21 protein-coding genes are annotated in these 21,460 nt (G+C 65.2%); 15 read left to right on the forward strand and 6 right to left on the reverse strand.

Annotated features, from left to right (window positions below):
* Positions 1–5: 5 nt before the first annotated feature.
* Positions 6–1,397, reverse strand: coding sequence for a transcriptional regulator PpsR (gene ppsR / locus QX135_RS20775; RefSeq protein ID WP_316179734.1), 1,392 nt, complete (start codon positions 1,395–1,397; stop codon positions 6–8).
* Positions 1,398–1,873: 476 nt separating this feature from the next.
* A complete protein-coding gene (locus tag QX135_RS20780; RefSeq protein WP_315755203.1) occupies positions 1,874–2,794 on the reverse strand; it encodes a LysR family transcriptional regulator in 921 nt (306 codons plus the stop codon).
* A 136-nt stretch (positions 2,795–2,930) separates the two neighbouring features.
* Between QX135_RS20780 and QX135_RS20785 the strand changes: the two genes are divergently transcribed.
* The 9 genes from QX135_RS20785 (at position 2,931) to QX135_RS20825 (ending at position 12,716) form a co-directional block, all read left to right on the forward strand.
* Positions 2,931–3,974, forward strand: a complete 1,044-nt coding sequence (locus QX135_RS20785) for a class 1 fructose-bisphosphatase (RefSeq protein WP_315733743.1) — start codon at positions 2,931–2,933, stop codon at positions 3,972–3,974.
* A 35-nt stretch (positions 3,975–4,009) separates the two neighbouring features.
* The gene (locus QX135_RS20790; protein ID WP_315733741.1) at positions 4,010–4,885 is read left to right on the forward strand and encodes a phosphoribulokinase; all 876 of its coding nucleotides are present in this window, start codon (positions 4,010–4,012) and stop codon (positions 4,883–4,885) included.
* Positions 4,882–6,933 (forward strand): transketolase, encoded by a 2,052-nt coding sequence (gene tkt, locus QX135_RS20795; protein WP_316179732.1) that lies wholly within the window; start codon positions 4,882–4,884, stop codon positions 6,931–6,933. Before QX135_RS20790 ends, tkt begins: the two co-directional genes overlap by 4 nt.
* Before the next feature lie 44 nt (positions 6,934–6,977).
* Positions 6,978–8,060: a class II fructose-bisphosphate aldolase gene (gene fba, locus QX135_RS20800; RefSeq protein WP_315733737.1), complete on the forward strand. Its 1,083-nt coding sequence runs from the start codon at positions 6,978–6,980 to the stop codon at positions 8,058–8,060.
* 35 nt (positions 8,061–8,095) lie between these two features.
* Entirely contained in the window at positions 8,096–9,556 is a 1,461-nt protein-coding gene (locus QX135_RS20805) for a form I ribulose bisphosphate carboxylase large subunit (protein WP_315778468.1), read from the forward strand.
* A gap of 74 nt (positions 9,557–9,630) precedes the next feature.
* A complete protein-coding gene (locus QX135_RS20810) occupies positions 9,631–10,047 on the forward strand; it encodes a ribulose bisphosphate carboxylase small subunit (RefSeq protein ID WP_315733734.1) in 417 nt (138 codons plus the stop codon).
* A gap of 164 nt (positions 10,048–10,211) precedes the next feature.
* Complete coding sequence (gene cbbX / locus QX135_RS20815; protein ID WP_315735640.1) at positions 10,212–11,156, forward strand: CbbX protein; 945 nt, start codon at positions 10,212–10,214, stop codon at positions 11,154–11,156.
* Complete coding sequence (locus QX135_RS20820) at positions 11,153–11,875, forward strand: HAD-IA family hydrolase (RefSeq protein ID WP_316179729.1); 723 nt, start codon at positions 11,153–11,155, stop codon at positions 11,873–11,875. The genes cbbX and QX135_RS20820 overlap by 4 nt, the downstream gene beginning before the upstream one ends.
* Positions 11,876–12,023: 148 nt before the next feature.
* Complete coding sequence (locus QX135_RS20825) at positions 12,024–12,716, forward strand: TetR/AcrR family transcriptional regulator (RefSeq protein ID WP_315735638.1); 693 nt, start codon at positions 12,024–12,026, stop codon at positions 12,714–12,716.
* A gap of 9 nt (positions 12,717–12,725) precedes the next feature.
* Here QX135_RS20825 and QX135_RS20830 read toward each other — a convergent pair whose 3' ends face one another.
* The 3 genes from QX135_RS20830 to QX135_RS20840 form a co-directional block, all read right to left on the reverse strand.
* On the reverse strand, positions 12,726–13,313 hold the full coding sequence (locus tag QX135_RS20830; protein ID WP_316179727.1) for a PepSY domain-containing protein: 588 nt from the start codon (positions 13,311–13,313) through the stop codon (positions 12,726–12,728).
* A gap of 108 nt (positions 13,314–13,421) precedes the next feature.
* Positions 13,422–14,591, reverse strand: coding sequence for a patatin-like phospholipase family protein (locus QX135_RS20835; protein WP_316179725.1), 1,170 nt, complete (start codon positions 14,589–14,591; stop codon positions 13,422–13,424).
* 188 nt (positions 14,592–14,779) lie between these two features.
* The gene (locus tag QX135_RS20840; protein WP_315798221.1) at positions 14,780–14,947 is read right to left on the reverse strand and encodes a hypothetical protein; all 168 of its coding nucleotides are present in this window, start codon (positions 14,945–14,947) and stop codon (positions 14,780–14,782) included.
* Here QX135_RS20840 and QX135_RS20845 point away from each other — a divergent pair.
* Positions 14,928–15,743 carry a lytic transglycosylase domain-containing protein gene (locus QX135_RS20845; protein WP_409998861.1) on the forward strand — a complete coding sequence of 272 codons (816 nt, stop codon included), beginning with the start codon at positions 14,928–14,930 and terminating at the stop codon, positions 15,741–15,743. The two genes, QX135_RS20840 and QX135_RS20845, sit on opposite strands and share 20 nt — an antisense overlap.
* Positions 15,744–15,839: 96 nt before the next feature.
* Here the strand turns inward: QX135_RS20845 and katG are convergent, their stop codons facing one another.
* On the reverse strand, positions 15,840–18,020 hold the full coding sequence (gene katG, locus QX135_RS20850; RefSeq protein ID WP_316179723.1) for a catalase/peroxidase HPI: 2,181 nt from the start codon (positions 18,018–18,020) through the stop codon (positions 15,840–15,842).
* A 228-nt stretch (positions 18,021–18,248) separates the two neighbouring features.
* On the opposite strand from katG, the gene QX135_RS20855 reads away from it, so the two are divergent.
* From QX135_RS20855 to QX135_RS20875, 5 genes are all read left to right on the forward strand, one after another.
* Positions 18,249–19,178, forward strand: a complete 930-nt coding sequence (locus QX135_RS20855; RefSeq protein ID WP_315778462.1) for a hydrogen peroxide-inducible genes activator — start codon at positions 18,249–18,251, stop codon at positions 19,176–19,178.
* A 507-nt stretch (positions 19,179–19,685) separates the two neighbouring features.
* Positions 19,686–20,300 (forward strand): hypothetical protein, encoded by a 615-nt coding sequence (locus QX135_RS20860; RefSeq protein WP_315733722.1) that lies wholly within the window; start codon positions 19,686–19,688, stop codon positions 20,298–20,300.
* The gene (locus QX135_RS20865) at positions 20,297–20,530 is read left to right on the forward strand and encodes a type II toxin-antitoxin system HicB family antitoxin (protein WP_315733720.1); all 234 of its coding nucleotides are present in this window, start codon (positions 20,297–20,299) and stop codon (positions 20,528–20,530) included. Before QX135_RS20860 ends, QX135_RS20865 begins: the two co-directional genes overlap by 4 nt.
* Before the next feature lie 43 nt (positions 20,531–20,573).
* Positions 20,574–20,768, forward strand: a complete 195-nt coding sequence (locus QX135_RS20870) for a hypothetical protein (RefSeq protein ID WP_315733718.1) — start codon at positions 20,574–20,576, stop codon at positions 20,766–20,768.
* Between the two features lie 215 nt (positions 20,769–20,983).
* Positions 20,984–21,304, forward strand: a complete 321-nt coding sequence (locus QX135_RS20875) for a hypothetical protein (RefSeq protein WP_315733716.1) — start codon at positions 20,984–20,986, stop codon at positions 21,302–21,304.
* The last annotated feature ends 156 nt before the right edge of the window (positions 21,305–21,460 follow it).

The following is a 21,460-nucleotide window of genomic DNA, read 5'->3' on the forward strand; positions in this document are numbered from 1 at the left end:
GGCAACTAGCTCCCCTTTTCGGTTTCCTCGTCGTCGCTTTCTTCTGGTTGGCTGAGGTCATACCGATCGAGCTTGGCGTAAAGGCTTTGGCGGCTGAGACCAAGAATTTCGGCGGCCGACGTCCGATTCCCATTGGCGAGCTCGAGCGCGGCACGGACGTAATGCTGTTCAACGACCTCGACCGTGCTCTTCACCAGCTTGCGCAGCGGAGTCTTGCCGACGGATTCGTTCAGGGCGGCCAGCGCGACCCTGAGGTTGTCATGCTCCGCAGTCGGCAACAGCCGCCTGGCGACGTTGCGCAGCACCAGCGCAATCCGGGGATGGCCGTCCAGACCATAGGCCGCAGCCGAGATCTCGACCTCCGTTTCGGTGCCGAGCTCGCCTTGGATGGTCGTGGATAGCAGCCGAACGGTGCCGTGGCGCTCGACGTTGGAGATCAGGACCGAAAGGTCGGCGCCGGGGCGCGTCAACCAGCGGCTCAGCTTCTCGCCGATGACCGCCTCCGTCGACCCGATCTCGACCAGTTCCAGAAACGCGCGATTCGCGCGCTTGATGGCACCGCCGCCGTCGATGCTGATGACGGCGTCAGGGAGGCTGTCGATCAGCGCTTCGGGATTGTCCGGCACGAGGCCAGGCTGCGCAGCCTTGCCGATCGGCGCCATCTGCAGCAGGAACATCGGCCCGGTATTGCTGGTCATCCCGGTATTGCTGGTCATCAGGGATCCCCTGAGCATCCAGGGGACGGCCTCTGCGCCGAGATGGACCACGATGCCGGGCGCCTTGCCCTGGTCGCGCACGCGTCTCAGCATCTGTTCAACCAGCTCGCGGTCAGTGGCTGGAATCTCCTGCAGAAACTCGCGGCCGACCAGATTGTCCCTGCGGCGGCCGGATGCCCCCAGCGCGGAGGTCGCGGTCCGGTTGGCTTCGACGATGCGCAGATCCCGGACCTTCGTCAGCAGTACGGCCTCGTTGGAATCCTCGATCACGAGCCGGTAGCGCGTTTCGATCTCGCGCAGCTTCCAATAGTCGCGCTCGATGGTCTGCTGGGCCGAGATCAGCCGGGCCTGCAGCTCGGCCACGGCCTGCAGGTTCTTGCCGATCGCGAGCATGCCAGCCCGACCGCCGAGCAGTACAGTCGTGAATTCCATCGGAAGTTCGAGGCCGCTGGGGAAGCGCTGCGTGATCTGGCGGAATGCGGAAATGCCGGTCCGCTTGGTGTCCTGCATGATGCGTTCGATCTTCTCGCTCGCACCGTCGACGATCTCGGACCAGGGACGGCCAAGCCACACGTCGACATTTTCGGATGACATGTTGGGAGACAGCGTCGCCTCACGGATCACGCCGTCCATGTCGAGCAGCAATGTCACGTCGGCGCGTGGACCGTGAAATTCGGCCATGGTCTAGGCACCCGTTGGAGACGCTCAAGGACCACGGCCGACGCCGTCGGCGCGCATCTTGAAGGCGCTAGGTCGCATCCCGCTAACGTCTTGAGAGACTCGACAGTCCATGCTGCGCCCTCAGTGTCAAGGCTTATTTACAAGCACATACTTCCAACTGTATCCCTGCGCCCGCCGCATGCTCAAACTGCGGCTTGACCACTCGTTTTCAGCGATCATTTCACCGACACATGGCATGACAAGTATTCATTGCACTAATCACTGTAAGGAATAGCTGCGCGAGGGCTCGGAAAATCGGGACAACGCAGGATGCTGAGAGCGGGTGGGGTTGCGACGGTCGTGTTGGCAATTTCGGCCGACGGCACTCTCGGCGATCTGGGCCGAGATGGGGCTGGCGCAGGCCGCGTGAGGTCTGGTGCGCGCGCACATCGACGTGCGCGCGCACGGTGCCACCACGCCGGTCCCTCACCGTGCCGTCAACGGGGCAGGAACCGTGCGCCCTCCTTGCCGAGGAAATCCAGCATGGCCTGCGCCGGCGGCAGCAGCAGCTTGTCGGCGCGCCGTACCGCATGCCATTGCCGGATCACGGGCAGTCCGGGCACCTTCAAGGTGACCAGGCGGCCCTCGGAGAGCTCGTGCGACACCGTGTGCTGCGAGATGAAGGCGATGCCGAGGCCGGCGATGACGGCCTGCTTGATGGTCTCGTTGCTGTCCATCTCCATGCTGGTCTTGAGATGCAGACCGTGCTTCTCCAGGAAGGTCTCCATCAGCATGCGGGTTCCCGAGCCGCTCTCGCGCGTGATGAACACCTCGCCCGCGAGCTCTGCGGCCGCGATCCGTTTTCGGCGCGCGAGCCGGTGCCCCGCCGGCGCGACGATGACATGCGGATGCTTGCCCATCGGCCGCATGTCGACGGGAATGTCCGCCGGCGGCCGTCCCATGATGGCGATGTCGAGATCGTATCCTCTGAGCGCTTCGCGGATGGTGTCGCGATTGCCGATCCGCAGGGTGACGTCGATCTTGGGGAACCGTCGCGAGAATTCCGCGATGGCGAAGGGAACGAAATATTTCGCCGTGCTGACCGCGCCGATCGCGACCCTGCCGCCGCTGCGCCCCGCCAAAATGTCGAGCGCCTGCTCGCAATCCTGCAGCGCCGCCTCGACGCGTTCGGCCAGCGCCAGCACGCTGCGTCCGGCTTCGGTGAGGATCATGCCGTCGGTGGTGCGCTGGATCAGCGGCAGGCCGGCGAGCTCCTGAAGGTTGCGAATTTGCAGCGTGACCGCAGGCTGCGTCAGGTGAAGACGGCCGGCCGCGGAGGTGACCGATCCGGACTCCTGCACGGCTGCGAGCGCGCGCAGCTGGCGAATGGTGAGGTCGCGTGAGAAGCGCCGGCTCATGGAACCCTCGATATAAGGAAAACTTTTGTCGATCCAAAGATAAAGAAATTTCCCTAATCACGCAAACCGGGCCTTGATGGGGGTGCGGCACGACCCCTTCGTGCCGCACGCATCAAGCTCTCCAAAGAATGGGCTGATGGCAAGGGAGTGGCCCATGGATCATCATCAGACATTGCAGGCACATCTGGCGGCGCAGGGTGCCGACGCCGATTGTGCCGCGGTCATCGAGGCTCTGGCCGAGGCGGCGCGCGAGCTCGCGCGGCAGATCGCTATCGCGCCGCTGTCCGGCGTCGACGAAGGCGCCGCCACCGTGAACGCCGACGGCGACGTCCAGAAGGCGCTCGACATCGTCGCCGACAATCTGATGCGGGATGCGCTGCGCCGGGCTCCTGTCGCCGGCATCCTGTCCGAAGAGGTCGATCGGCCGGAAACGGTCAACGCTGCTGCCCCACTTTGCGTGGCGATCGACCCGCTCGACGGCTCCTCGAACCTGCAGAACAACATCTCGGTCGGCACCATCTTCTCGATCCGGCCGCGTGGCCGCGACGTGCTCTCCAGCTTCTTCGAGCCCGGCACCGCGCAGCGTGCCGCCGGCTTTTTCGTCTACGGACCGCAGACCTGCCTGGTGCTCGCGATCGACCGCCGCGTCGATCTCTACGTCCTGCATCCGACCTTGCACGAGTTCATGCTCGCCAAGTCCGGAATCCGCATCCCGCAGGATACGCCGGAGTTCGCCATCAACGCCTCGAACCGCCGGCACTGGAGCGGGACGGTGCGCAACTATGTCGACGAATGCCTGGCGGGCGCCGCGGGCCCGCGCGGCCGCGACTTCAACATGCGTTGGATCGCCTCGCTGGTCGCCGAGGCCTATCGCATCCTGATGCGCGGCGGCGTGTTCCTCTATCCGGCCGACTCCCGCCCCGGCTATCGTGAGGGCCGGCTGCGGCTGGTCTACGAGGCGCATCCGATGGCGCTGATCATGGAATGGGCCGGCGGCTCGGCCTCGAGCGGCCGTTCGCGCATTCTCGAACTGTCGGCGCGCTCGCCGCATCAGCGCGCGCCGCTGATCATGGGCGACGTTCGCCTTGTCCGCGACGTCGACCAGCTGCATGAGGGTGTCGAGCCGCTGTTCGAAACCAGCGATGCGCCCCTGTTCGCGCGGCGCGGCCTGTTCCGCTGAGCCAGCCTGCCGAACGCGCCTTCCGGAGAAAAGTCATGTCACGTCGTCATCCCATCATCTCGATCACGGGCTCGTCGGGCGCCGGCACCACGTCCGTCAAGAAGACCTTCGAGAACATCTTCCGCCGCGAGAACGTCAAGGCGGCCTACATCGAGGGCGATGCCTTCCATCGCTACAATCGCGAGGAGATGCGCCGCAAGATGGTCGAGGAGGCCGAACTCGGCAACAAGCACTTCAGCCATTTCAGCCCCGACACCAACCTGTTCGAGGAGCTCGAGAAGACCTTCCGCGACTACTCCGAGACCGGCACGGGCATGACGCGCCACTACGTCCATGACGAGGAGGAGGCGCGGCTCTACGACACAAGGCCCGGCAACTTCACCGACTGGACGCGGCTGCCGGAAGAGTCCGATCTTCTGTTCTACGAAGGCCTGCATGGCGCTGTCGTCACCGAGACGGTCAACATTGCCCAGCATGCGGACCTCAAGATCGGTGTCGTTCCGGTCATCAATCTCGAATGGATCCAGAAGCTGCACCGCGACCGTGCCTCGCGCGGCTATACCACCGAGGCGGTCACCGACACAATCCTGCGGCGCATGCCGGACTATGTGAACTACATCATTCCGCAGTTTTCCGAGACCGACATCAACTTCCAGCGTGTACCGACGGTCGACACGTCGAATCCCTTCATCGCGCGCTGGATTCCCACGCCCGACGAGTCGATGGTCGTCATCCGCCTGAAGAATCCGCGCGGCATCGACTTTCCCTATCTGCTCTCGATGATCCAGGGCAGCTTCATGTCGCGCGCGAATTCGATCGTGATCCATGGTTCCAGGCTCGATCTCGCCATGCAGCTCATTCTCACCCCCATGATCATGCAACTGATGGACCGAAAGAGGCGCACGCTATGACCGCCACCGCCGTGCAGACGCTGGCCCCCAAGACTGATAGCAAGACCGATATCAAGGCCGATCCCAGCCATGCGGAGATGGCGAATGCCATCCGCTTCCTCGCGATCGACGCCGTCGAAAAGGCGAAGTCGGGCCACCCCGGCATGCCGATGGGCATGGCCGATGTCGCCACTGTGCTGTATCAGCGCTTTCTGAAGTTCGATCCCGCCGATCCGGCCTGGCCCGATCGCGACCGTTTCGTGCTGTCGGCCGGACACGGCTCGATGCTGCTCTATGCGCTGCTGCATCTGACCGGCTATGAGGCGGTCACGATCGATGAGCTGAAGAAGTTCCGGCAATGGGGCGCCAAGACGCCCGGGCATCCGGAATATGGCCACACGCCGGGCGTCGAGACCACGACCGGTCCGCTGGGGCAGGGCATCGCGACGGCGGTCGGCATGGCGCTCGCCGAGCGCCTGATGAACGCGCGCTATGGCGACGATCTGGTCGATCACTACACCTATGTGATCGCCGGCGACGGCTGCCTGATGGAGGGCATCAGTCACGAGGCGATCTCGCTCGCGGGTCATCTCAAGCTGAATCGTTTGATCGTGCTGTTCGACGACAACGGCATTTCGATTGACGGCTCGACCGGACTGGCATGCTCCGACGATCAGCTGGCGCGCTTTGCCGCCTCTGGCTGGACGACCTGCCGCATCGACGGCCATGATCCGGAAGCGATTGCTGCGGCGATCGCAGCGGCGCGGCAGAGCGATCGTCCCAGCATGATCGCGTGCCGGACGACGATCGGCTTCGGTTCACCCGGACGGCAGGGCTCGGAGAAGGCGCATGGCGCGCCGCTTGGGCCGGAGGAGGTCGAGAAGACCCGCGCGGCACTGCACTGGCCCCACCGTCCGTTCGAGGTGCCGGCCGACGTGCTGGTGAGCTGGCGCGAGATCGGCGCGCGAGGCCGCAGCGTGCGCCAGGCCTGGAAGGAGCGTGCGCGCAAGCTGTGCACCGCGGACCGGTCGCCCTGCCACGACGCGCTGAACAAGAAGCTTCCAGCCGCCTATACCGAGCGCATGGCGCAGTTCATCGCGCAGCTCACGGCCGAGCGGCCGAAGATCGCCACCCGCCAGGCCTCGCAGAACGTCATCGATGTCATCGCGACGGTGCTGCCCAATCTGCTCGGCGGCTCGGCGGATCTCACTCACTCCAACCTCACCAAGGCCAAGACGCACAAGTCGGTCACATCAGCGACCATGGACGGCAACTACATCCACTATGGCGTGCGCGAGCATGCGATGGCCGCGGCCATGAACGGCATCGCGCTGCATGGCGGCTTCATTCCCTACGGCGGCACCTTCCTCGCGTTCGCCGACTACAGCCGGCCGGCGATTCGCCTGGCCGCACTGATGGGCATCCGCGTCATCCACGTGATGACCCACGATTCCATCGGCCTCGGCGAGGACGGCCCGACGCATCAGCCGGTCGAGCATGTCGCGAGCTTGCGGGCCATTCCGAACCTTCTGGTATTCCGCCCGGCCGACGCGGTCGAGACGGCGGAAGCCTGGGATTGCGCGCTGCGTGCGGAGACCTCGCCGTCAGTGCTGTGCCTGTCGCGGCAGGCGCTGCCGGCGTTCCGCACCGAGGCATCGGATCACAACAAGGTAGCGCTCGGCGCTTACGTGGTCATCGAGCCCGAGGCCGGTCGCGACGTGACTTTGATTGCGACCGGCTCGGAGGTGGCCATCGCGCTGGAGGCGGCCAAGCTGCTGGCGGCCGAAGGCGTCCAGGCGGCGGTGGTGTCGGCGCCGTGCTTCGAATTGTTCCGCAAGCAGTCGGCAGAGTATCGCGCCGAAGTGCTCGGCCATGCGCCACGCATCGGGGTCGAAGCTGCGATCGAGGGCGACTGGGCGCGCTGGCTCGGTGATGCCGGCGAGTTCGTCGGCATGCAGGGCTTTGGCGCCTCGGCGCCGGCCGAGGTGCTGTATCGCGAATTCGGCATCACGCCTGCGGCGGTCGCCGATGCGGCCATGCGCAACATCATCCGGGCGCGGGCTTCCTGAGCCGCGTCACAGAACAGAACATCGAAACAGGAACGGAGATCAACATGGCGCGGATCACGCTCAGACAATTGCTGGACCATGCTGCCGAGCGCAGCTATGGCGTGCCGGCTTTCAACATCAACAACATGGAGCAGGGGCTCGCGATCATGGAGGCGGCCGCGGCGGTCGACGCCCCCGTGATCATCCAGGCCTCGCGCGGCGCGCGCTCCTATGCCGGCGACATCATGCTGTCGAAGATGATCGACGCGCTGGAGGAGATGTATCCGCAGATTCCGCTCTGCCTGCACCAGGACCACGGCAACGACGAGGCGACCTGCGCCACCGCGATCAAGTACGGCTTCACCTCTGTCATGATGGACGGGTCGCTCAAGGCCGACGCCAAGACCGCGGCTGACTACGACTACAATGTCGACATCACCCGCCGTGTCACTGACATGGCGCATTGGGTCGGCGCCTCGGTCGAGGGCGAACTCGGCGTGCTCGGCTCGCTCGAGCATGGCGGCGGCGAGCAGGAGGATGGTCACGGCCTCGAGGGCAAAGTCAGCCGCGAGCAGCTGCTGACCGATCCGGACCAGGCCGTGGATTTCGTCCGCGCCACCAAGGTCGATGCGCTGGCGATCGCGATGGGCACCTCGCACGGCGCCTACAAGTTCTCGCGCAAGCCGGACGGCGAGATCCTCGCCATGAACGTGATCGAGGAGATCCATCGCCGGCTGCCGAACACGCATCTGGTGATGCACGGCTCGTCCTCGGTGCCCCAGGCGCTGCAGGACATGTTCAATCAGTTCGGCGGCGAGATGCCGCAGACCTGGGGCGTCCCGGTCGAGGAGATCGTGCGCGGCATCCGCCATGGCGTCCGCAAGGTCAATATCGACACCGACTGCCGGCTGGCGATGACCGCGATCTTCCGCAAGGTCGGCGCGTCGTCGAAGGTCGAGTTCGATCCGCGCAAGTTCCTGAAGCCGGCGATGGATTCGATGCGCGAGTTGTGCCGCGAGCGGTTCGAGCAGTTCGGCGCTGCCGGCAATGCATCCAGGATCAAGGTCATTCCGCTCGCCGAAATGGCCAAGCGCTACCGCTCCGGCGCACTCGATCCGCGAGTTGGGGGAATGACTGAAGCTGCCTGACATCCACGGCCATAACGAACATTCAGGAGGAACACATGAACGACCCATCGATCACGGTGCGCGGCAAGGATCGCTACAAGTCCGGCGTCATGGAATACAAGCGCATGGGCTACTGGGAGCCGTCCTATCAGCCAAAGGACACCGACGTGATCGCGCTGTTCCGCGTCACGCCGCAGGACGGTGTCGACCCGACCGAGGCTTGCGCCGCGGTCGCCGGCGAATCCTCGACCGCGACCTGGACCGTGGTGTGGACCGACCGCCTGACGGCGGCCGAGAAGTACCGCGCCAAGTGCTACCGGGTCGAGCCGGTGCCGGGCTCGCCGGGCAGCTACTTCGCCTACATCGCCTATGACCTCGACCTGTTCGAGCCGGGCTCGATCTCCAACCTGACGGCCTCGATCATCGGCAACGTGTTCGGCTTCAAGCCGCTGAAGGCGCTGCGGCTGGAGGACATGCGGCTGCCGGTTGCCTATGTGAAGACGTTCCAGGGGCCGGCGACCGGCATCGTCGTCGAGCGCGAGCGGCTCGACAAGTTCGGCCGGCCGCTGCTGGGCGCTACCGTCAAGCCGAAGCTCGGCCTGTCCGGCCGCAACTACGGCCGCGTCGTCTACGAGGCGCTGAAGGGCGGGCTCGATTTCACCAAGGACGACGAGAACATCAACTCGCAGCCGTTCATGCACTGGCGCGAGCGCTTCCTGTACTGCATGGAGGCGGTCAACAAGGCGCAGGCGGCCACCGGTGAGATGAAGGGGACTTATCTCAACATTACCGCAGCGACCATGGAAGACATGTATGAGCGCGCCGAGTTCGCCAAGGAGCTCGGGTCATGCGTTGTCATGATCGACCTCGTGATCGGCTACACCGCGATCCAGTCGATGGCGAAGTGGGCTCGCAAGAACGACATGATCCTGCATCTGCATCGTGCAGGACACTCGACCTATACGCGGCAGCGCGCGCACGGCGTGTCGTTCCGCGTCATCGCCAAGTGGATGCGGCTCGCCGGTGTCGACCACATCCATGCCGGCACCGTGGTCGGCAAGCTCGAGGGCGACCCGAACACCACACGCGGCTACTACGACATCTGCCGCGAGGACTTTAATCCGATGCGGCTCGAGCACGGCGTGTTCTTCGACCAGAACTGGGCGAGCCTGAACAAGCTGATGCCGGTGGCCTCGGGCGGCATCCATGCCGGCCAGATGCACCAGCTGCTCGACCTGCTCGGCGAGGACGTCGTGCTGCAGTTCGGCGGCGGCACCATCGGACATCCGCGCGGCATCGCCGCCGGTGCGACCGCCAACCGCGTCGCGCTGGAGGCGATGATCCTCGCCCGCAACGAGGGCCGCGACTACGTGCATGAGGGCCCGGAGATCCTGGCCAAGGCGGCGCAGACCTGCACGCCGCTGCGCGAGGCGCTGGAGATCTGGAAGGACGTCACCTTCAACTACGAATCGACCGACTCGCCGGACTTCGTGCCGACCGTCACGCCCGCCGCCTAGTCATTATTCGATGCGCCGCCGCGACGCGGGCCGGAGCCCGCTCGCCCGCATCAGCCACACCAGGAGACATCAACATGCGCGTGACCCAAGGCTGCTTTTCTTTCCTACCCGATCTGACCGACGAGCAGATCACGGCCCAGATCCAGTATTGCCTCGAGAAGAATTGGGCCGTGAACATCGAGTTCACCGACGATCCGCATCCCCGCAACACCTATTGGGAGATGTGGGGCCTGCCGATGTTCGACCTGCGTGACGCCGCCGGCATCATGCGCGAGCTGGCCGAATGCCGGAAGATCTATGGCGACCGCTACATCCGCATCTCGGCCTTCGACTCCACCCACGGCTGGGAGTCGACCCGGCTGTCCTTCATCGTCAACCGGCCGCAGAACGAGCCGGGCTTCCGGCTCGACCGGCAGGAAACCGTCGGGCGCAATCAGCGTTATTCGACGCGGTCCTACGCGGCCGAGCGCCCCGAAGGCCAGCGTTACTGATCCCTGGCGGGCGGAGGTCGCTGCTGCGCCTGCAGGTCTGCGGCGTGGCAGGGATCTCCGCCCGGAGCGGCCATATCACCTTCTATTTGCCGTTGCTTCGTTGCTGCCAGGTTCGAAGGCACGGCGATCTGATGCGAGCGTCCCGAACGGAGCACGAGCGGATGATGCAGGCCACGCAGGCGGACACCACCCAGGCGACGCCGGTCGATACCGTCGACCTGCGCCGCGAGTTCGAGAGCGTCGATATTGCGCCCGTGCTGGAGCAGCTCGACCGTGAGCTGGTCGGGCTCGCGCCGGTCAAGACGCGGATCCGCGAGATCGCCTCGCTGCTGATGATGGAGCGGATCCGCCGCAAGATGGGGCTGGCGACGACGTTTCCGACCCTGCACATGTCGTTCACCGGCAATCCCGGCACCGGCAAGACCACGGTCGCGCTGCGCATGGCGGGCATCCTGCATCGGCTCGGCTTCGTCCGTCGCGGCCACGTCATCAGTGTCACCCGCGACGATCTCGTCGGCCAATATATCGGCCACACCGCGCCAAAGACCAAGGAAGTGCTGAAGAAGGCGATGGGGGGCGTCCTGTTCATTGACGAGGCCTATTATCTCTACCGTCCCGAGAACGAGCGCGACTACGGCCAGGAGTCGATCGAGATCCTGCTGCAGATCATGGAGTCGCAGCGCGAGGACCTCGTGGTCATTCTTGCCGGCTATGCCGACCGGATGGAGAAGTTCTTCCAGAGCAATCCCGGCTTCCGCTCGCGCATCGCCCACCACATCGACTTCCCCGACTATTCGGAAGCCGAGCTACTGACGATCTCCGAGATGATGCTGGAGGGGCAGAATTATCGCTTCACCCCGGAGGCCCGCGCCGCTTTCGAAAAGTACATCGCCGTCCGGCGCACCCAACCGTTGTTCTCGAACGCGCGCTCGATCCGCAACGCGCTGGATCGGATCCGCCTGCGTCAGGCCAACCGGCTGGTGTCGCGGCTCGACCGCGTGCTGACGTCCGATGACGTGATGTCGATCGAAGCCAGCGACGTGCTGGCGAGTCGCGTGTTCGCCAAGGGCGCCGACGCAGGCGACGGCAGGGCGGAGGCGCAATCATGAGTCTCGCTTTGGTGATGAACGCGCCGCTCGACGATCTCAGGCGCCGCATCGCCGACGCCGGCGCGCTGATCTTCGATGTCGACGGCACCATGGCCGAGACCGAGGAGATCCATCGCGAGGCCTTCAACGAGGCGTTCGTCGCGGTCGGCATCGACTGGCACTGGGGCCGCCGCATCTACATGGAGCTGCTGCGCGTCGCCGGCGGCAAGGAGCGCATTCGCGCCTTCGACCAGATGCGGCGCACGGGGCCGCCGCTGAGCGACGCCGTCATTGCCCGGCTTCATCGCATCAAGACGGAGCGGTTTGCCGCGCTGATGGCCGACAAGGGATGCCCATTGCGCCCGGGCGTTCAAGCATTGCTGGGGGCTGCCTCGGCACGCGGGCAGCGGCTCGCGATCGCGACGACGACCACGCGCGCCAATATCGATGCCCTGCTGGCGCCCGTGTTGGGCGTGGATTGGGAGGCAGGATTTGCCGCCGTCGTGGCGGCCGACGATGTCGCGCGCAAGAAGCCTGCGCCCGATGTCTACCTGGAGGTCTTGTCGCAGCTCGATCTGCCCGCGGCCAGTTGCATCGCGATCGAGGACTCCGGTAACGGGTTGATGGCTGCGACCCGCGCCGGCGTTCCCGTGCTGATCACGCGCAGCCTCTACTTTCATGACGACACGTTCGACGGTGCGCTCGCTGTGCTCGACGATCTCGTGGAGTTTGTTGCCTGAGGTATTTTGAGGTGTCTGTGCTGATGCATTGCCGATTATGTACGCCACCATGCGCATAGCCGCGTGGCGTAGTTGTTCTATTGCCGTCTCGACAAGAACGTGTAATCCCTTAACGTTATGTCTTCATGTCGAGTCGAGGTCGTTGAGTATGGCCCGCACGCAGGCCAAATTGAAACGTACGGACGTTGCACGCACGGAAGCGTTTCGCGGGCGGGTGGGACGGCCGCCGAAGGCGCTGGCTGGAAACATCGAGGAACGTATTCTGGACGCTGCGCGCGCGGTGTTTCTCGAGCGCGGCTTTGACGGCGCCAGCATCGACGAGATCGCCGAACGCGCCCCCGCCAGCAAGCCGACGATTTATGCCCGATACACCGGCAAGGCCGCCTTGTTTGCCGCTGTCGTCGAGCGCTCCATCAACGACGTGATGAATCTCGGGGCCTACACGCCGGTCGCCGGCACTGCACAGGAAAAGCTGGTTGGACTTGCCATCGCCATCGTCGATCGCGCGCTGAAGGAATCGCTCGGATTGTTACGGGTCACGATCGGGGAGGCCTACCGGTTTCCCGATCTCAGTTGTCAGTTTCATGACGTCTCGCGTAAGCGCGCCACCCATGCCGTGGCGGCGCTGCTCGCCGAGACGATCGGCGTCTCGGCCATGACCGCCCGCCGGACGCCGTCGAAGGCGTCGGCGGCCTCCGCCGAGATCTTCATCGACCTGATCGTCATGCCGGTGATCATGCGCTCGCTGATGGGCGAGAGCGAACGGACGATCCGCAGGGAGCTGCCCGGCTTCGTCCGTGACCGGGTCAAGATTTTCCTGGCGCTGCAGCCGAAGGCCTGAGCAGCGCGATCAGCGCCGCCGCAGCAATGACGGTTCGAGCGTCACCTGCTTGAGATCGTTGCCGCTGACGACGACCACGATGAAGGCGAGCTTGCCGTCCTTGTTCATCAGGCCGCCACTGATCGCCCGGCCGGCCGCCGAGCGCTCGGCGATCCGAATCGCATCCGACATCTTGAGCCGGACCGTGGTGAGGGCGGCCAGGCTGTTACGGTCGCTTTCGCTCAGTCCGTCCACGGTCGAGAACAGCACGCTGTTGCGCACCTTTGCCGTGGTGCCGTCGATGTCGGATTCCCAGATCCGTCCGCGCTGCAGGGTTCGAACCTTGTAGACGGGGGCGTCGAGCCCACCCTCGAAGCTGATGTCCGCGGTCTTGGAGCCAGGATGAATCCTTTCGGCGATTCGCAGCGCCTGGTGCAGTGACACCTCCGTCCGCCTGAACTTGTCGAGCTCGCGATCAATCGTCTCCTGGCTCAGCGCCGGATCGGTGGAGGCTTGCGGATCACCCTCCGTCTGCATGCCGGTGCCGGTTCCGGCGACGGCGTGCGCCAGGGGAGTCCATGACAGCAGGATCAAGGTCAACAGAATGATTCGTTTCATGACGGCCTGCTGTCTCCGATCTCGGTCGGTGCTTGTAGAGCATTCCCTTGGGAAACGGTTGCGATAAAACGAAACTGTATCGTTTTATAATTGTCGATGGCGCGGTTGTCAAGGTAACGGCGCCGGCGGCGTCTGGGTCCAGAAGCGACCCGAGCGCGCGCCGTCATAGCCAAGGGTGTAGAGCGAGCGCATGTAGTCGGTGTCGAAGCCGACGCCTTGGCCCTCGGGGACGGACGGGTCGATCGCCGTCATGTTGAAGGCTAGGCCATTGTGCCGGGCGAACTGATAGGTGGCCGAGAGGTAGCTCCGGATCTCGCGTTTGCTCTTCATGGCCAGCGAGCGGATCGCGATCGCCTTGGCGCTGTTTTCGACCGGCTGGAAATCGGTGGACGTCCGGCCGTTCATGATGATGTAGATGGCGGGCCTCGCTGAGGCCATGCGCCGCGATGATTCGGGCTGCATCAGCAGATGGTCCGGAAAGGTGAACACCTGGGTCGAGACACCGCCGTCGACATGCATCTCCTCGATCGGCTTGCCGTCGGAGGAGGCCGCGATCAGCGACGGCGGAAACGCCACGGGAACGCTGGCGGACGCGGTCAGGACCTGCCGGAACAGGTCGAGCGCGCGTGGCGTCCGCGCCGAGGCGATCTCACCCATGTTCCACAACACCGGGCGCCCCGCGTCCAGGTCGGTGGTCACGACGAACAGTCTCCGGCCTTTGGCGTGTTCTCTGGCGATCGCCGCGAGCAGGTCCGGCGTCGTGTAGTGGCTGATCGCGTCGCGGAGCGGCTGCCCATCGAACAGGGATGAGCCGAACACGGCGTTGAGCGCGTTGGGGGAGGCCGCGAACGAGCTGGCGAGCCCGCTCGTATACATCTCCTTCAGCGTCGCATCGTAGGCTGGCCCGAGGAAGGCGAACGGAGCGATCAGCGCGCCGGTGCTGACGCCCGAGACGATCGTGAATTCGGGACGAGCGCCGCTTTCGCTCCAGCCGTTGAGAACGCCGGCGCCGAATGCGCCGTCGCCACCGCCGCCGGACAGCGCAAGATAGGCGAAGGGCTTGCCCGGTTGCGGCTGCGGCTTGAACGCGGCGTTGTCGAAGCTCGCGGCCGGCGCATCGGCCCACATCCGGATCGCGCGAAAGCCGTCGATCGTGGCGCGTTTGGCATCGTCGGCCGAATAGGCCGCGCGCTGAACGGCGGCACAGCCGCCGAGCAGGAGAGCCAGGCTGCAGAATGCGGCCAGACTCCCTGCCGCTCGGATCCAACGCGATCGCACGTCCCACCCATCCGTTCACTAAACGAAACCGTATAGTATTGTTATTGCGATTTGATCAAGCCCGAAGGCGATCGACGCGTATCCGCGGATCACGATTGCGGGGGCTGGATATCGGAACCTGCACGGCAGCCTGGGCCGATCGTCCTGCTGCTCGTTCACAGGCGGCGCTCGGCGCGTTCATCTGCGGCTCACGCGCCGCCGGCTATGATTTTCTTCCATTTCCGATAGGTTGTCGCCGTTTCAACCAGGGGCGGCCGATATTGCCGCAGCGGCGCCTGATGTTCCGACAGGGGCACGATGCAGGCCGCATCGGCGGACGCGACCAGAGGAGTCTGAATGATCAACCGGCGGGCCATGATCACCTTCACGTTCACCGCCGCGACGCTGCTCGCAGCCTGCGGCGGTGTTGCGCAGGCGGCGCAGTGCGGCTCGTCGCCGGCGGGGTTCGAGGCGTGGAAGCGCGAATTCAGCGAGGAGGCGAGGGCGAAGGGCGTCGGCGGCACCGCGATCGCCGCGCTGATGCAGACCAACTATGCCTCGGCGACGGTCGCCGCCGATCGCGGCCAGCGCAGCTTCCAGCTCTCGCTCGATCAGTTCCTCGCCAAGCGCGGGGCTGCGGCGATCGTCGCGCGCGGCCGCCAGCTCAAGCAGTCGCAGGCGGCGATGTTCGCCTCGATCGAGCAGCGCTACGGCGTGCCGCCCGGACCCCTGATCGCGATCTGGGGCATGGAAAGCGCGTTCGGCAGCCAGCGCGGCAATCAGCACATGCTGTCGTCGATCGCGACGCTCGCCTATGATTGCCGCCGTCCGGAGTTCTTCACCGACCAGCTCTATGCCGCGCTCAAGCTGATCGACCGCGGCGTGCTCTCGGGCAACACCCGCGGCTCGATGCATGGCGAGGTCGGGCAGACGCAATTCATGCCGAAGAACATCCTCGCTTACGGAGTCGGCAATCTCGACGTCGCCGCCAACGCGCTGGCCTCGACCGCGAACTTCCTGCGCGCCAACGGCTGGAAGGCAGGCGCCGGCTATCAGCCGGGCGAGCCGAACTTCGCCGCCATCGAGGCCTGGAACGCCGCCGGCGTCTATCAGAAGGCGATCGCGCTGATGGGCCGCCAGATCGATGGCGGCGGCTCGGCCGCGGCGCGCTGACAGGCTTGCGACTGGCAAGCATGTCGAAATGAAAGAAGCGGCGCTTCATCACTGAAGCGCCGCCTCGCATTATTCTCGGTCAGTCAGCTTCTCGACTTAGGCCTTCAGCTCGAACCGATCCAGGTTCATCACCTTGGTCCAGGCGGCGACGAAGTCCCTGACGAACTTCTGCTTGGCATCCGAGCTCGCATAGACCTCGGCGAGCGCCCGCAACTGCGAGTGTGAGCCGAAGATCAGGTCGGCGCGGGTGGCCGTCCACTTGATCGCGCCGGACTTGCGGTCGCGGCCCTCGAAGGTGTGCTCGCCCTGATCGACCGGCCGCCACACCACGCCCATGTCGAGCAGGTTGGCGAAGAAGTCGTTCGTGAGTGTCTCGGTCTGCGCCGTGAACACGCCATGCTTGGAGCCGTTGGCGTTGGCGCCGAGCACGCGCAGGCCGCCGACCAGCACGGTCATCTCCGGCGCGGTCAAAGTGAGCAGTTGCGCCTTGTCGACCAGCAGCTCCTCGCCCGACAGCCACTGCTGGCCGCTGAGATAGTTGCGGAAGCCGTCATATTTCGGCTCGAGCACCGCGAACGACTCGACTTCGGTCTGCTCCTGCGAGGCATCGGTGCGGCCGGGCACGAACGGCACGGTCACCTCGACGCCGGCCTTCTTGGCCGCCGCTTCGACGCCGGCATTGCCGGCCAGCACGATCAGGTCGGCGAGCGACACCTTCTTGCCGCCGGTGGCCGATGCGTTGAACTCCTTCTGGATGCCCTCGAGGGTCGAGAGCACCTTGGCGAGCTCAGCCGGGTTGTTGACCGCCCAGTCCTTCTGCGGAGCGAGACGAATGCGCGCGCCATTGGCGCCGCCGCGCTTGTCCGAGCCGCGGAAGGTCGAGGCCGAGGCCCAGGCCGTCGACACCAGTTGCGACACCGACAGGCCAGAGGCGAGGATCTTCGCCTTGAGCGACGCGATGTCGTTGTCGTCCACGAGCGGATGGTCGACCGGCGGCACCGGATCCTGCCAGATCAGATCTTCCTTCGGCACCAGCGGGCCGAGGTAGCGCACCTTCGGACCCATGTCGCGATGGGTCAGCTTGAACCAGGCGCGGGCGAAGGCATCGGCGAACTGATCCGGGTTCTCCATGAACCGGCGCGAGATCTTCTCGTAGGCCGGATCGAACCGCAGCGCGAGGTCGGTGGTCAGCATCGACGGCGCGTGGCGCTTGGACTTGTCATGCGCATCCGGCACGGTGTTGGCGCCGGCGCCATGCTTCGGCTTCCACTGGTGCGCGCCGGCCGGGCTCTTGGTCAGCTCCCATTCATAGCCGAACAGATTCCAGAAGAAGTTGTTGCTCCACTTGGTCGGCGTCGTCGTCCAGATCACTTCGATGCCGGAGGTGATGGTATCGCCGCCCTTGCCGGAGCCGTACTTGCTGGCCCAGCCGAGACCCTGCTGCGCGATGTCGGCGCCTTCCGGCTCGGCCCCGACCAGCGACGCATCACCCGCGCCGTGGGTCTTGCCGAAGGTGTGACCGCCGGCGATCAGCGCCACCGTCTCTTCGTCGTTCATCGCCATGCGGGCGAAGGTCTCGCGGATGTCGCGCGCGGCAGCCAGCGGATCGGGATTGCCGTTCGGGCCTTCCGGGTTGACGTAGATGAGGCCCATCTGCACGGCAGCGAGCGAGCCTGCGAGCTCGCGGTCGCCGCTGTAGCGCTCGTCGGCGAGCCACTTGCCCTCGGGGCCCCAATAGATGTCCTGCTCGGGCTCCCAGGTATCGGCGCGACCACCGCCGAAGCCGAAGGTCTTGAAGCCCATCGATTCCAGCGCAACGTTGCCGGTCAGCACGAACAGGTCGGCCCAGGAGATCTTCTGGCCGTACTTCTGCTTGATCGGCCACAGCAGGCGGCGCGCCTTGTCGAGGTTGGCGTTGTCCGGCCAGCTGTTCAGCGGCGCAAAACGCTGCTGACCAGTGCCGGCGCCGCCACGGCCATCGCCGATGCGATAGGTGCCGGCGGCGTGCCAGGCCATGCGGATGAACAGCGGACCGTAATGGCCGAAATCGGCCGGCCACCAGTCCTGCGAATCCGTCATCAGCGCGTGCAGATCCTTGACCAGCGCGTCGAGATCGAGGCTCTTGAATTCCTTGGAGTAATCGAACGCCTCGCCGAGCGGATCGGAGAGGTTCGAGTGCTGATGCAGGACCGACAGATTGAGCTGGTTCGGCCACCAATCCTTGTTCGAAAATCCCTTCAAGCCGCCCGAGAACGGGCACTTGCTGACGTCATCCATGTTTGCCTCCTGACGTGATCGTCATGGTTCCCCCCTGGGGTGGGAGCCGGGACCCTACGCGGCTACTTCGATCAGGGGAAATTGAGATTGATGATCATAACGATAAGATTATCTGATGAATGTGGCGTGACGCTGTCCAAACGCATATGGACGCGGTGCGTTACCTCCGCATCTCAAGATTGTGGTCAGGAAAATTGACTTCGCGGCGCTGATCGATAAGATAATCTGATGATACATTTGACGATGCGGCAGCTTCGCTATTTCGACGCGCTGGCGCGTCTGGGGCATTTCGGCCGCGCCGCCGAGGCCTGCGCGATCTCGCAGCCGGCGCTGTCGATGCAGATCAAGGAGATGGAGGAGGCGCTCGGCGGCGTGCTGCTGGAGCGCAACGCCCGCCAGGTCGTGCTGACCCGGTTCGGCGAGCAACTCGCCGAGCGCGTGCGCGAGATCCTGCGCTCGGTCGATGAGCTCGGCGACTTCGCCCGCGCCTCGCGCGACAAGCTCACCGGCCGGCTCCGGCTCGGCATGATCCCGACGATTGCGCCTTATCTGCTGCCCAAGGTGATCGGGAGCCTGACGCGCAAACATCCCGAGATCGACATCCACGTCCGCGAGTCCAAGACGCCGACCTTGATCGAGGAGCTGGTCGAGGGCCGCCTCGATGCCGCCATCGTCGCGCTGCCGGTCTCGGAGCCGTCACTGACTGAGGTCGCGCTGTTCGCGGAGAACTTCCTGCTGGTGCGGCCGCCGGAATATGAAGGCGCGGCGGTGCCGAGCAGCGAGATGCTGCGCGAGATGCGGCTGCTGTTGCTGGAGGAGGGGCACTGCTTTCGCGACCAGGCGCTGTCGTTCTGCAACATGCAGGCGCCGCGCGAGATGCTCGATGCCTCCTCGCTGTCGACCCTGGTGCAGATGGTGGGCGCCGGCATGGGCGTGACGTTGATTCCGGAGATGGCGGTCGGCGTCGAGACGCGCTCGGCGTCGGTGTCGCTGGCGCGCTTCGCCGATCCGCAGCCGCAGCGCACGGTCGGCATGGTCTGGCGCAAGACCAGCCCGCTCGCCAAGCAACTGATGCAGATTTCCGAGATCGTCGGCAGCGCGGCCCAGGGTCTGCGCAAGCAGGCCGCGGCCGGGCAGGGCCGCAAGCGGCGAGGGTGATCCCAGCCGTCGTGCGTTTCTCCCGGAACGTTCCGCGATGCGGAGATTTGTCCGTCTCCTGCCGGAGAAGGAGAACGGGCGGCCGCAGCTCTCTACGGCTATGTCGGCGTCGGCTGCGGGCCGTACTACGGTCGTCCATACGATGCCCGTCCATATTGGCGGCACCGCTATCATGGTTGGGTGCTCCTTGGCGCGGCCCGTGGTGGTGAGATCGGCCGATTGATCCTCTGACACGAGATCGTCTGCGCGCCAGATCGCGCAGGCGATCTGGCGTGACGGCTAGCCGGCTGACGAGACCTCCCCTGCGCCCCGCTGGGTCGGAACGCGCCGTCGTGATGGCCCCTGATGTCCTGCTTTCCCATGGCATAAGTCTTGTATCGATCTCCGCGAGCGGTTGAACGTCCGACGCGCATGCGGTGTGGCGATGCCGTCGGATTGTGATCTCGGTCGGTCGGTTCGCCGCTCGCGCGGCTTGCTGGTCGAGACCGCGTGCCTGGAGAACGGTCCATGTCTGAGTCGCGCAATGCCCGGGAGCTCTGGGCTGCCACGATTATCGATTGGCTCATCGAGAACGCGAGCCTCAGGCGGGAGCGCGTCGACCTCGCGCGGAAGTTCACCCAGGAGCCCTACAATCTAAGCGTCGTCAGGGTCCTGACCATGATGGACGAACTCGTTGCGCGCCACAATGCAGCGAGCGGCGCCAGCCTCGTGCTGTCGCAGAACTGGCGCCTGGCGCATCGCAGCGACACGGTCGGTGACTTCATCGCGGCTTTCCTGCAACTGGTGCTTCCCGAGGGGCGCGGCGCCACAACGGACGACGCCGCGAGGGACAACGGCGTAGCGACGCCCGGCGACGCGTCGGAAAGCCGACAGGGCCGGACGCAGTCGCGCCGCATCGATGCGCTGCGGGCTAGTCCGGGCGGCGACTGGAAGCCGGTCGATTTCGAGATCATCGCCTCGCAATACGCGATCAAGTTTCGCAAGATCACCGGCACCCACGAGGTGTTCCTGCATCCCGCGGTCCCGAATTGCGTGACGATCCCGCTGAAGGCGAGGATCAGGCCGCCGCATGTCCGGGCCTTCGTGGCGATGATCGACGGAATGGACGAGGCGGCGCGATGAGCGATTCCCGCGTCTATGCCTATGAGGTCACGGCGCTCGGCGCCGAGGATGGCGGCGGCTTTCTCGTCACCTTCCCTGACATTCCCGGGGTCATCGGCATCGGCGCCCACGCTGAGGAGGCGGTTGCCGACGGTCAGCAGGCGCTGTTGGCATGTCTCGACGCGCTCAAGGCCGTCGATCGCGGGCCGCCGGTCCCGGCCGCGGCGCGAGCTACCGTGCCGCTGGCGTGATTCTTGATGTGAGGTCCGGGACGCCAATGCGACGGGAGACAGCATGCCATTGACAGAGGACGCCATCCAGGTCGGCAAGTGCTACAAGACGAAGATCGCCGAGAGCTACAAGGTGCTGTCGATCACGCGCGGCATCGTCACCTATCAGACGCTGACCTCGCCCTTGCGCATCAACACCGGCATCAAGGCGTTCGCCGACGCCGTCTACAAGGAGATCAACTGTCCGCGGCAGGGCTAGCGATCCGGCGGCGGCCGTATCGTGCAGCACGCGGACCGGGGGCAGGCGGCAGGCTCGGGGCGGACAGAGAGCGCACCACCTCTCCTCCGTCATTGCGAGGAGTGTCAGTGACGAAGCAATCCAGACTGCCTCTACGGAAAGACTCTGGATTGCGTCGCTGCGCTCACAATGACGTGGAGAAGGCTCGCCTTTGTTCTCGCGCTGCGGAGGTAGGAATGAAAGTCGAACAGCGCGATGACGGCGTGCTGGCCGTCGTCGACGAGGAAGGCCGCGTCTGGGCGCAATGCGCGCGGTCCTCGCAACATGCCGATGAGACGGATTACGTGATCGAGGGGCCCCTCAGTGGATTCGTCTATGAGGACGGCACGTTCACGGCGGACAGCGAGCAGGCCTTCCGCGCCTGGCTCGCCGACCGCCTGATCAGCGACGAGATCTTCCATGTGAAGGACAGGGAGACCGCGTTGGCTCTGTGCCGGCGTATCGCGATCGCGGCCCGCGAGATCCTGAAGGACAAAGCAGGCCCGGCTCATTGTTGAGTGTCCCTGCGTTCCGCTGCGCCATCGCAGATCGCGATCCGGGCCTCAGCCGAGGTCCGGCGCTTCCTCGCGCGCTCTCCTCATTCAGAGGGACATGATCGATGCACGACCTGGGCGCAGTGCGCCGCGCGGGATGAGCGGCAAGGTATCGATCGG

It is taken from the genome of Bradyrhizobium sp. SZCCHNR1098, from assembly GCF_032489375.1.
Taxonomy (GTDB): Bacteria; Pseudomonadota; Alphaproteobacteria; order Rhizobiales; family Xanthobacteraceae; genus Bradyrhizobium.

Coding starts and splice junctions, on each gene's coding strand:
- cbbX (WP_315735640.1), top strand. CDS start 10,212: ATGCAGGCCACGCAGGCGGACACCACCCAGGCGACGCCGGTCGATACC.
- QX135_RS20870 (WP_315733718.1), top strand. CDS start 20,574: ATGCCATTGACAGAGGACGCCATCCAGGTCGGCAAGTGCTACAAGACG.
- QX135_RS20780 (WP_315755203.1), bottom strand. CDS start 2,794: ATGAGCCGGCGCTTCTCACGCGACCTCACCATTCGCCAGCTGCGCGCG.
- tkt (WP_316179732.1), top strand. CDS start 4,882: ATGACCGCCACCGCCGTGCAGACGCTGGCCCCCAAGACTGATAGCAAG.
- QX135_RS20820 (WP_316179729.1), top strand. CDS start 11,153: ATGAGTCTCGCTTTGGTGATGAACGCGCCGCTCGACGATCTCAGGCGC.
- QX135_RS20860 (WP_315733722.1), top strand. CDS start 19,686: ATGTCTGAGTCGCGCAATGCCCGGGAGCTCTGGGCTGCCACGATTATC.
- QX135_RS20865 (WP_315733720.1), top strand. CDS start 20,297: ATGAGCGATTCCCGCGTCTATGCCTATGAGGTCACGGCGCTCGGCGCC.
- QX135_RS20855 (WP_315778462.1), top strand. CDS start 18,249: ATGATACATTTGACGATGCGGCAGCTTCGCTATTTCGACGCGCTGGCG.
- QX135_RS20825 (WP_315735638.1), top strand. CDS start 12,024: ATGGCCCGCACGCAGGCCAAATTGAAACGTACGGACGTTGCACGCACG.
- ppsR (WP_316179734.1), bottom strand. CDS start 1,397: ATGGCCGAATTTCACGGTCCACGCGCCGACGTGACATTGCTGCTCGAC.
- fba (WP_315733737.1), top strand. CDS start 6,978: ATGGCGCGGATCACGCTCAGACAATTGCTGGACCATGCTGCCGAGCGC.
- QX135_RS20845 (WP_409998861.1), top strand. CDS start 14,928: ATGATCAACCGGCGGGCCATGATCACCTTCACGTTCACCGCCGCGACG.
- QX135_RS20875 (WP_315733716.1), top strand. CDS start 20,984: ATGAAAGTCGAACAGCGCGATGACGGCGTGCTGGCCGTCGTCGACGAG.
- QX135_RS20785 (WP_315733743.1), top strand. CDS start 2,931: ATGGCAAGGGAGTGGCCCATGGATCATCATCAGACATTGCAGGCACAT.
- QX135_RS20790 (WP_315733741.1), top strand. CDS start 4,010: ATGTCACGTCGTCATCCCATCATCTCGATCACGGGCTCGTCGGGCGCC.
- QX135_RS20830 (WP_316179727.1), bottom strand. CDS start 13,313: ATGAAACGAATCATTCTGTTGACCTTGATCCTGCTGTCATGGACTCCC.
- QX135_RS20840 (WP_315798221.1), bottom strand. CDS start 14,947: ATGGCCCGCCGGTTGATCATTCAGACTCCTCTGGTCGCGTCCGCCGAT.
- QX135_RS20810 (WP_315733734.1), top strand. CDS start 9,631: ATGCGCGTGACCCAAGGCTGCTTTTCTTTCCTACCCGATCTGACCGAC.
- QX135_RS20805 (WP_315778468.1), top strand. CDS start 8,096: ATGAACGACCCATCGATCACGGTGCGCGGCAAGGATCGCTACAAGTCC.
- katG (WP_316179723.1), bottom strand. CDS start 18,020: ATGGATGACGTCAGCAAGTGCCCGTTCTCGGGCGGCTTGAAGGGATTT.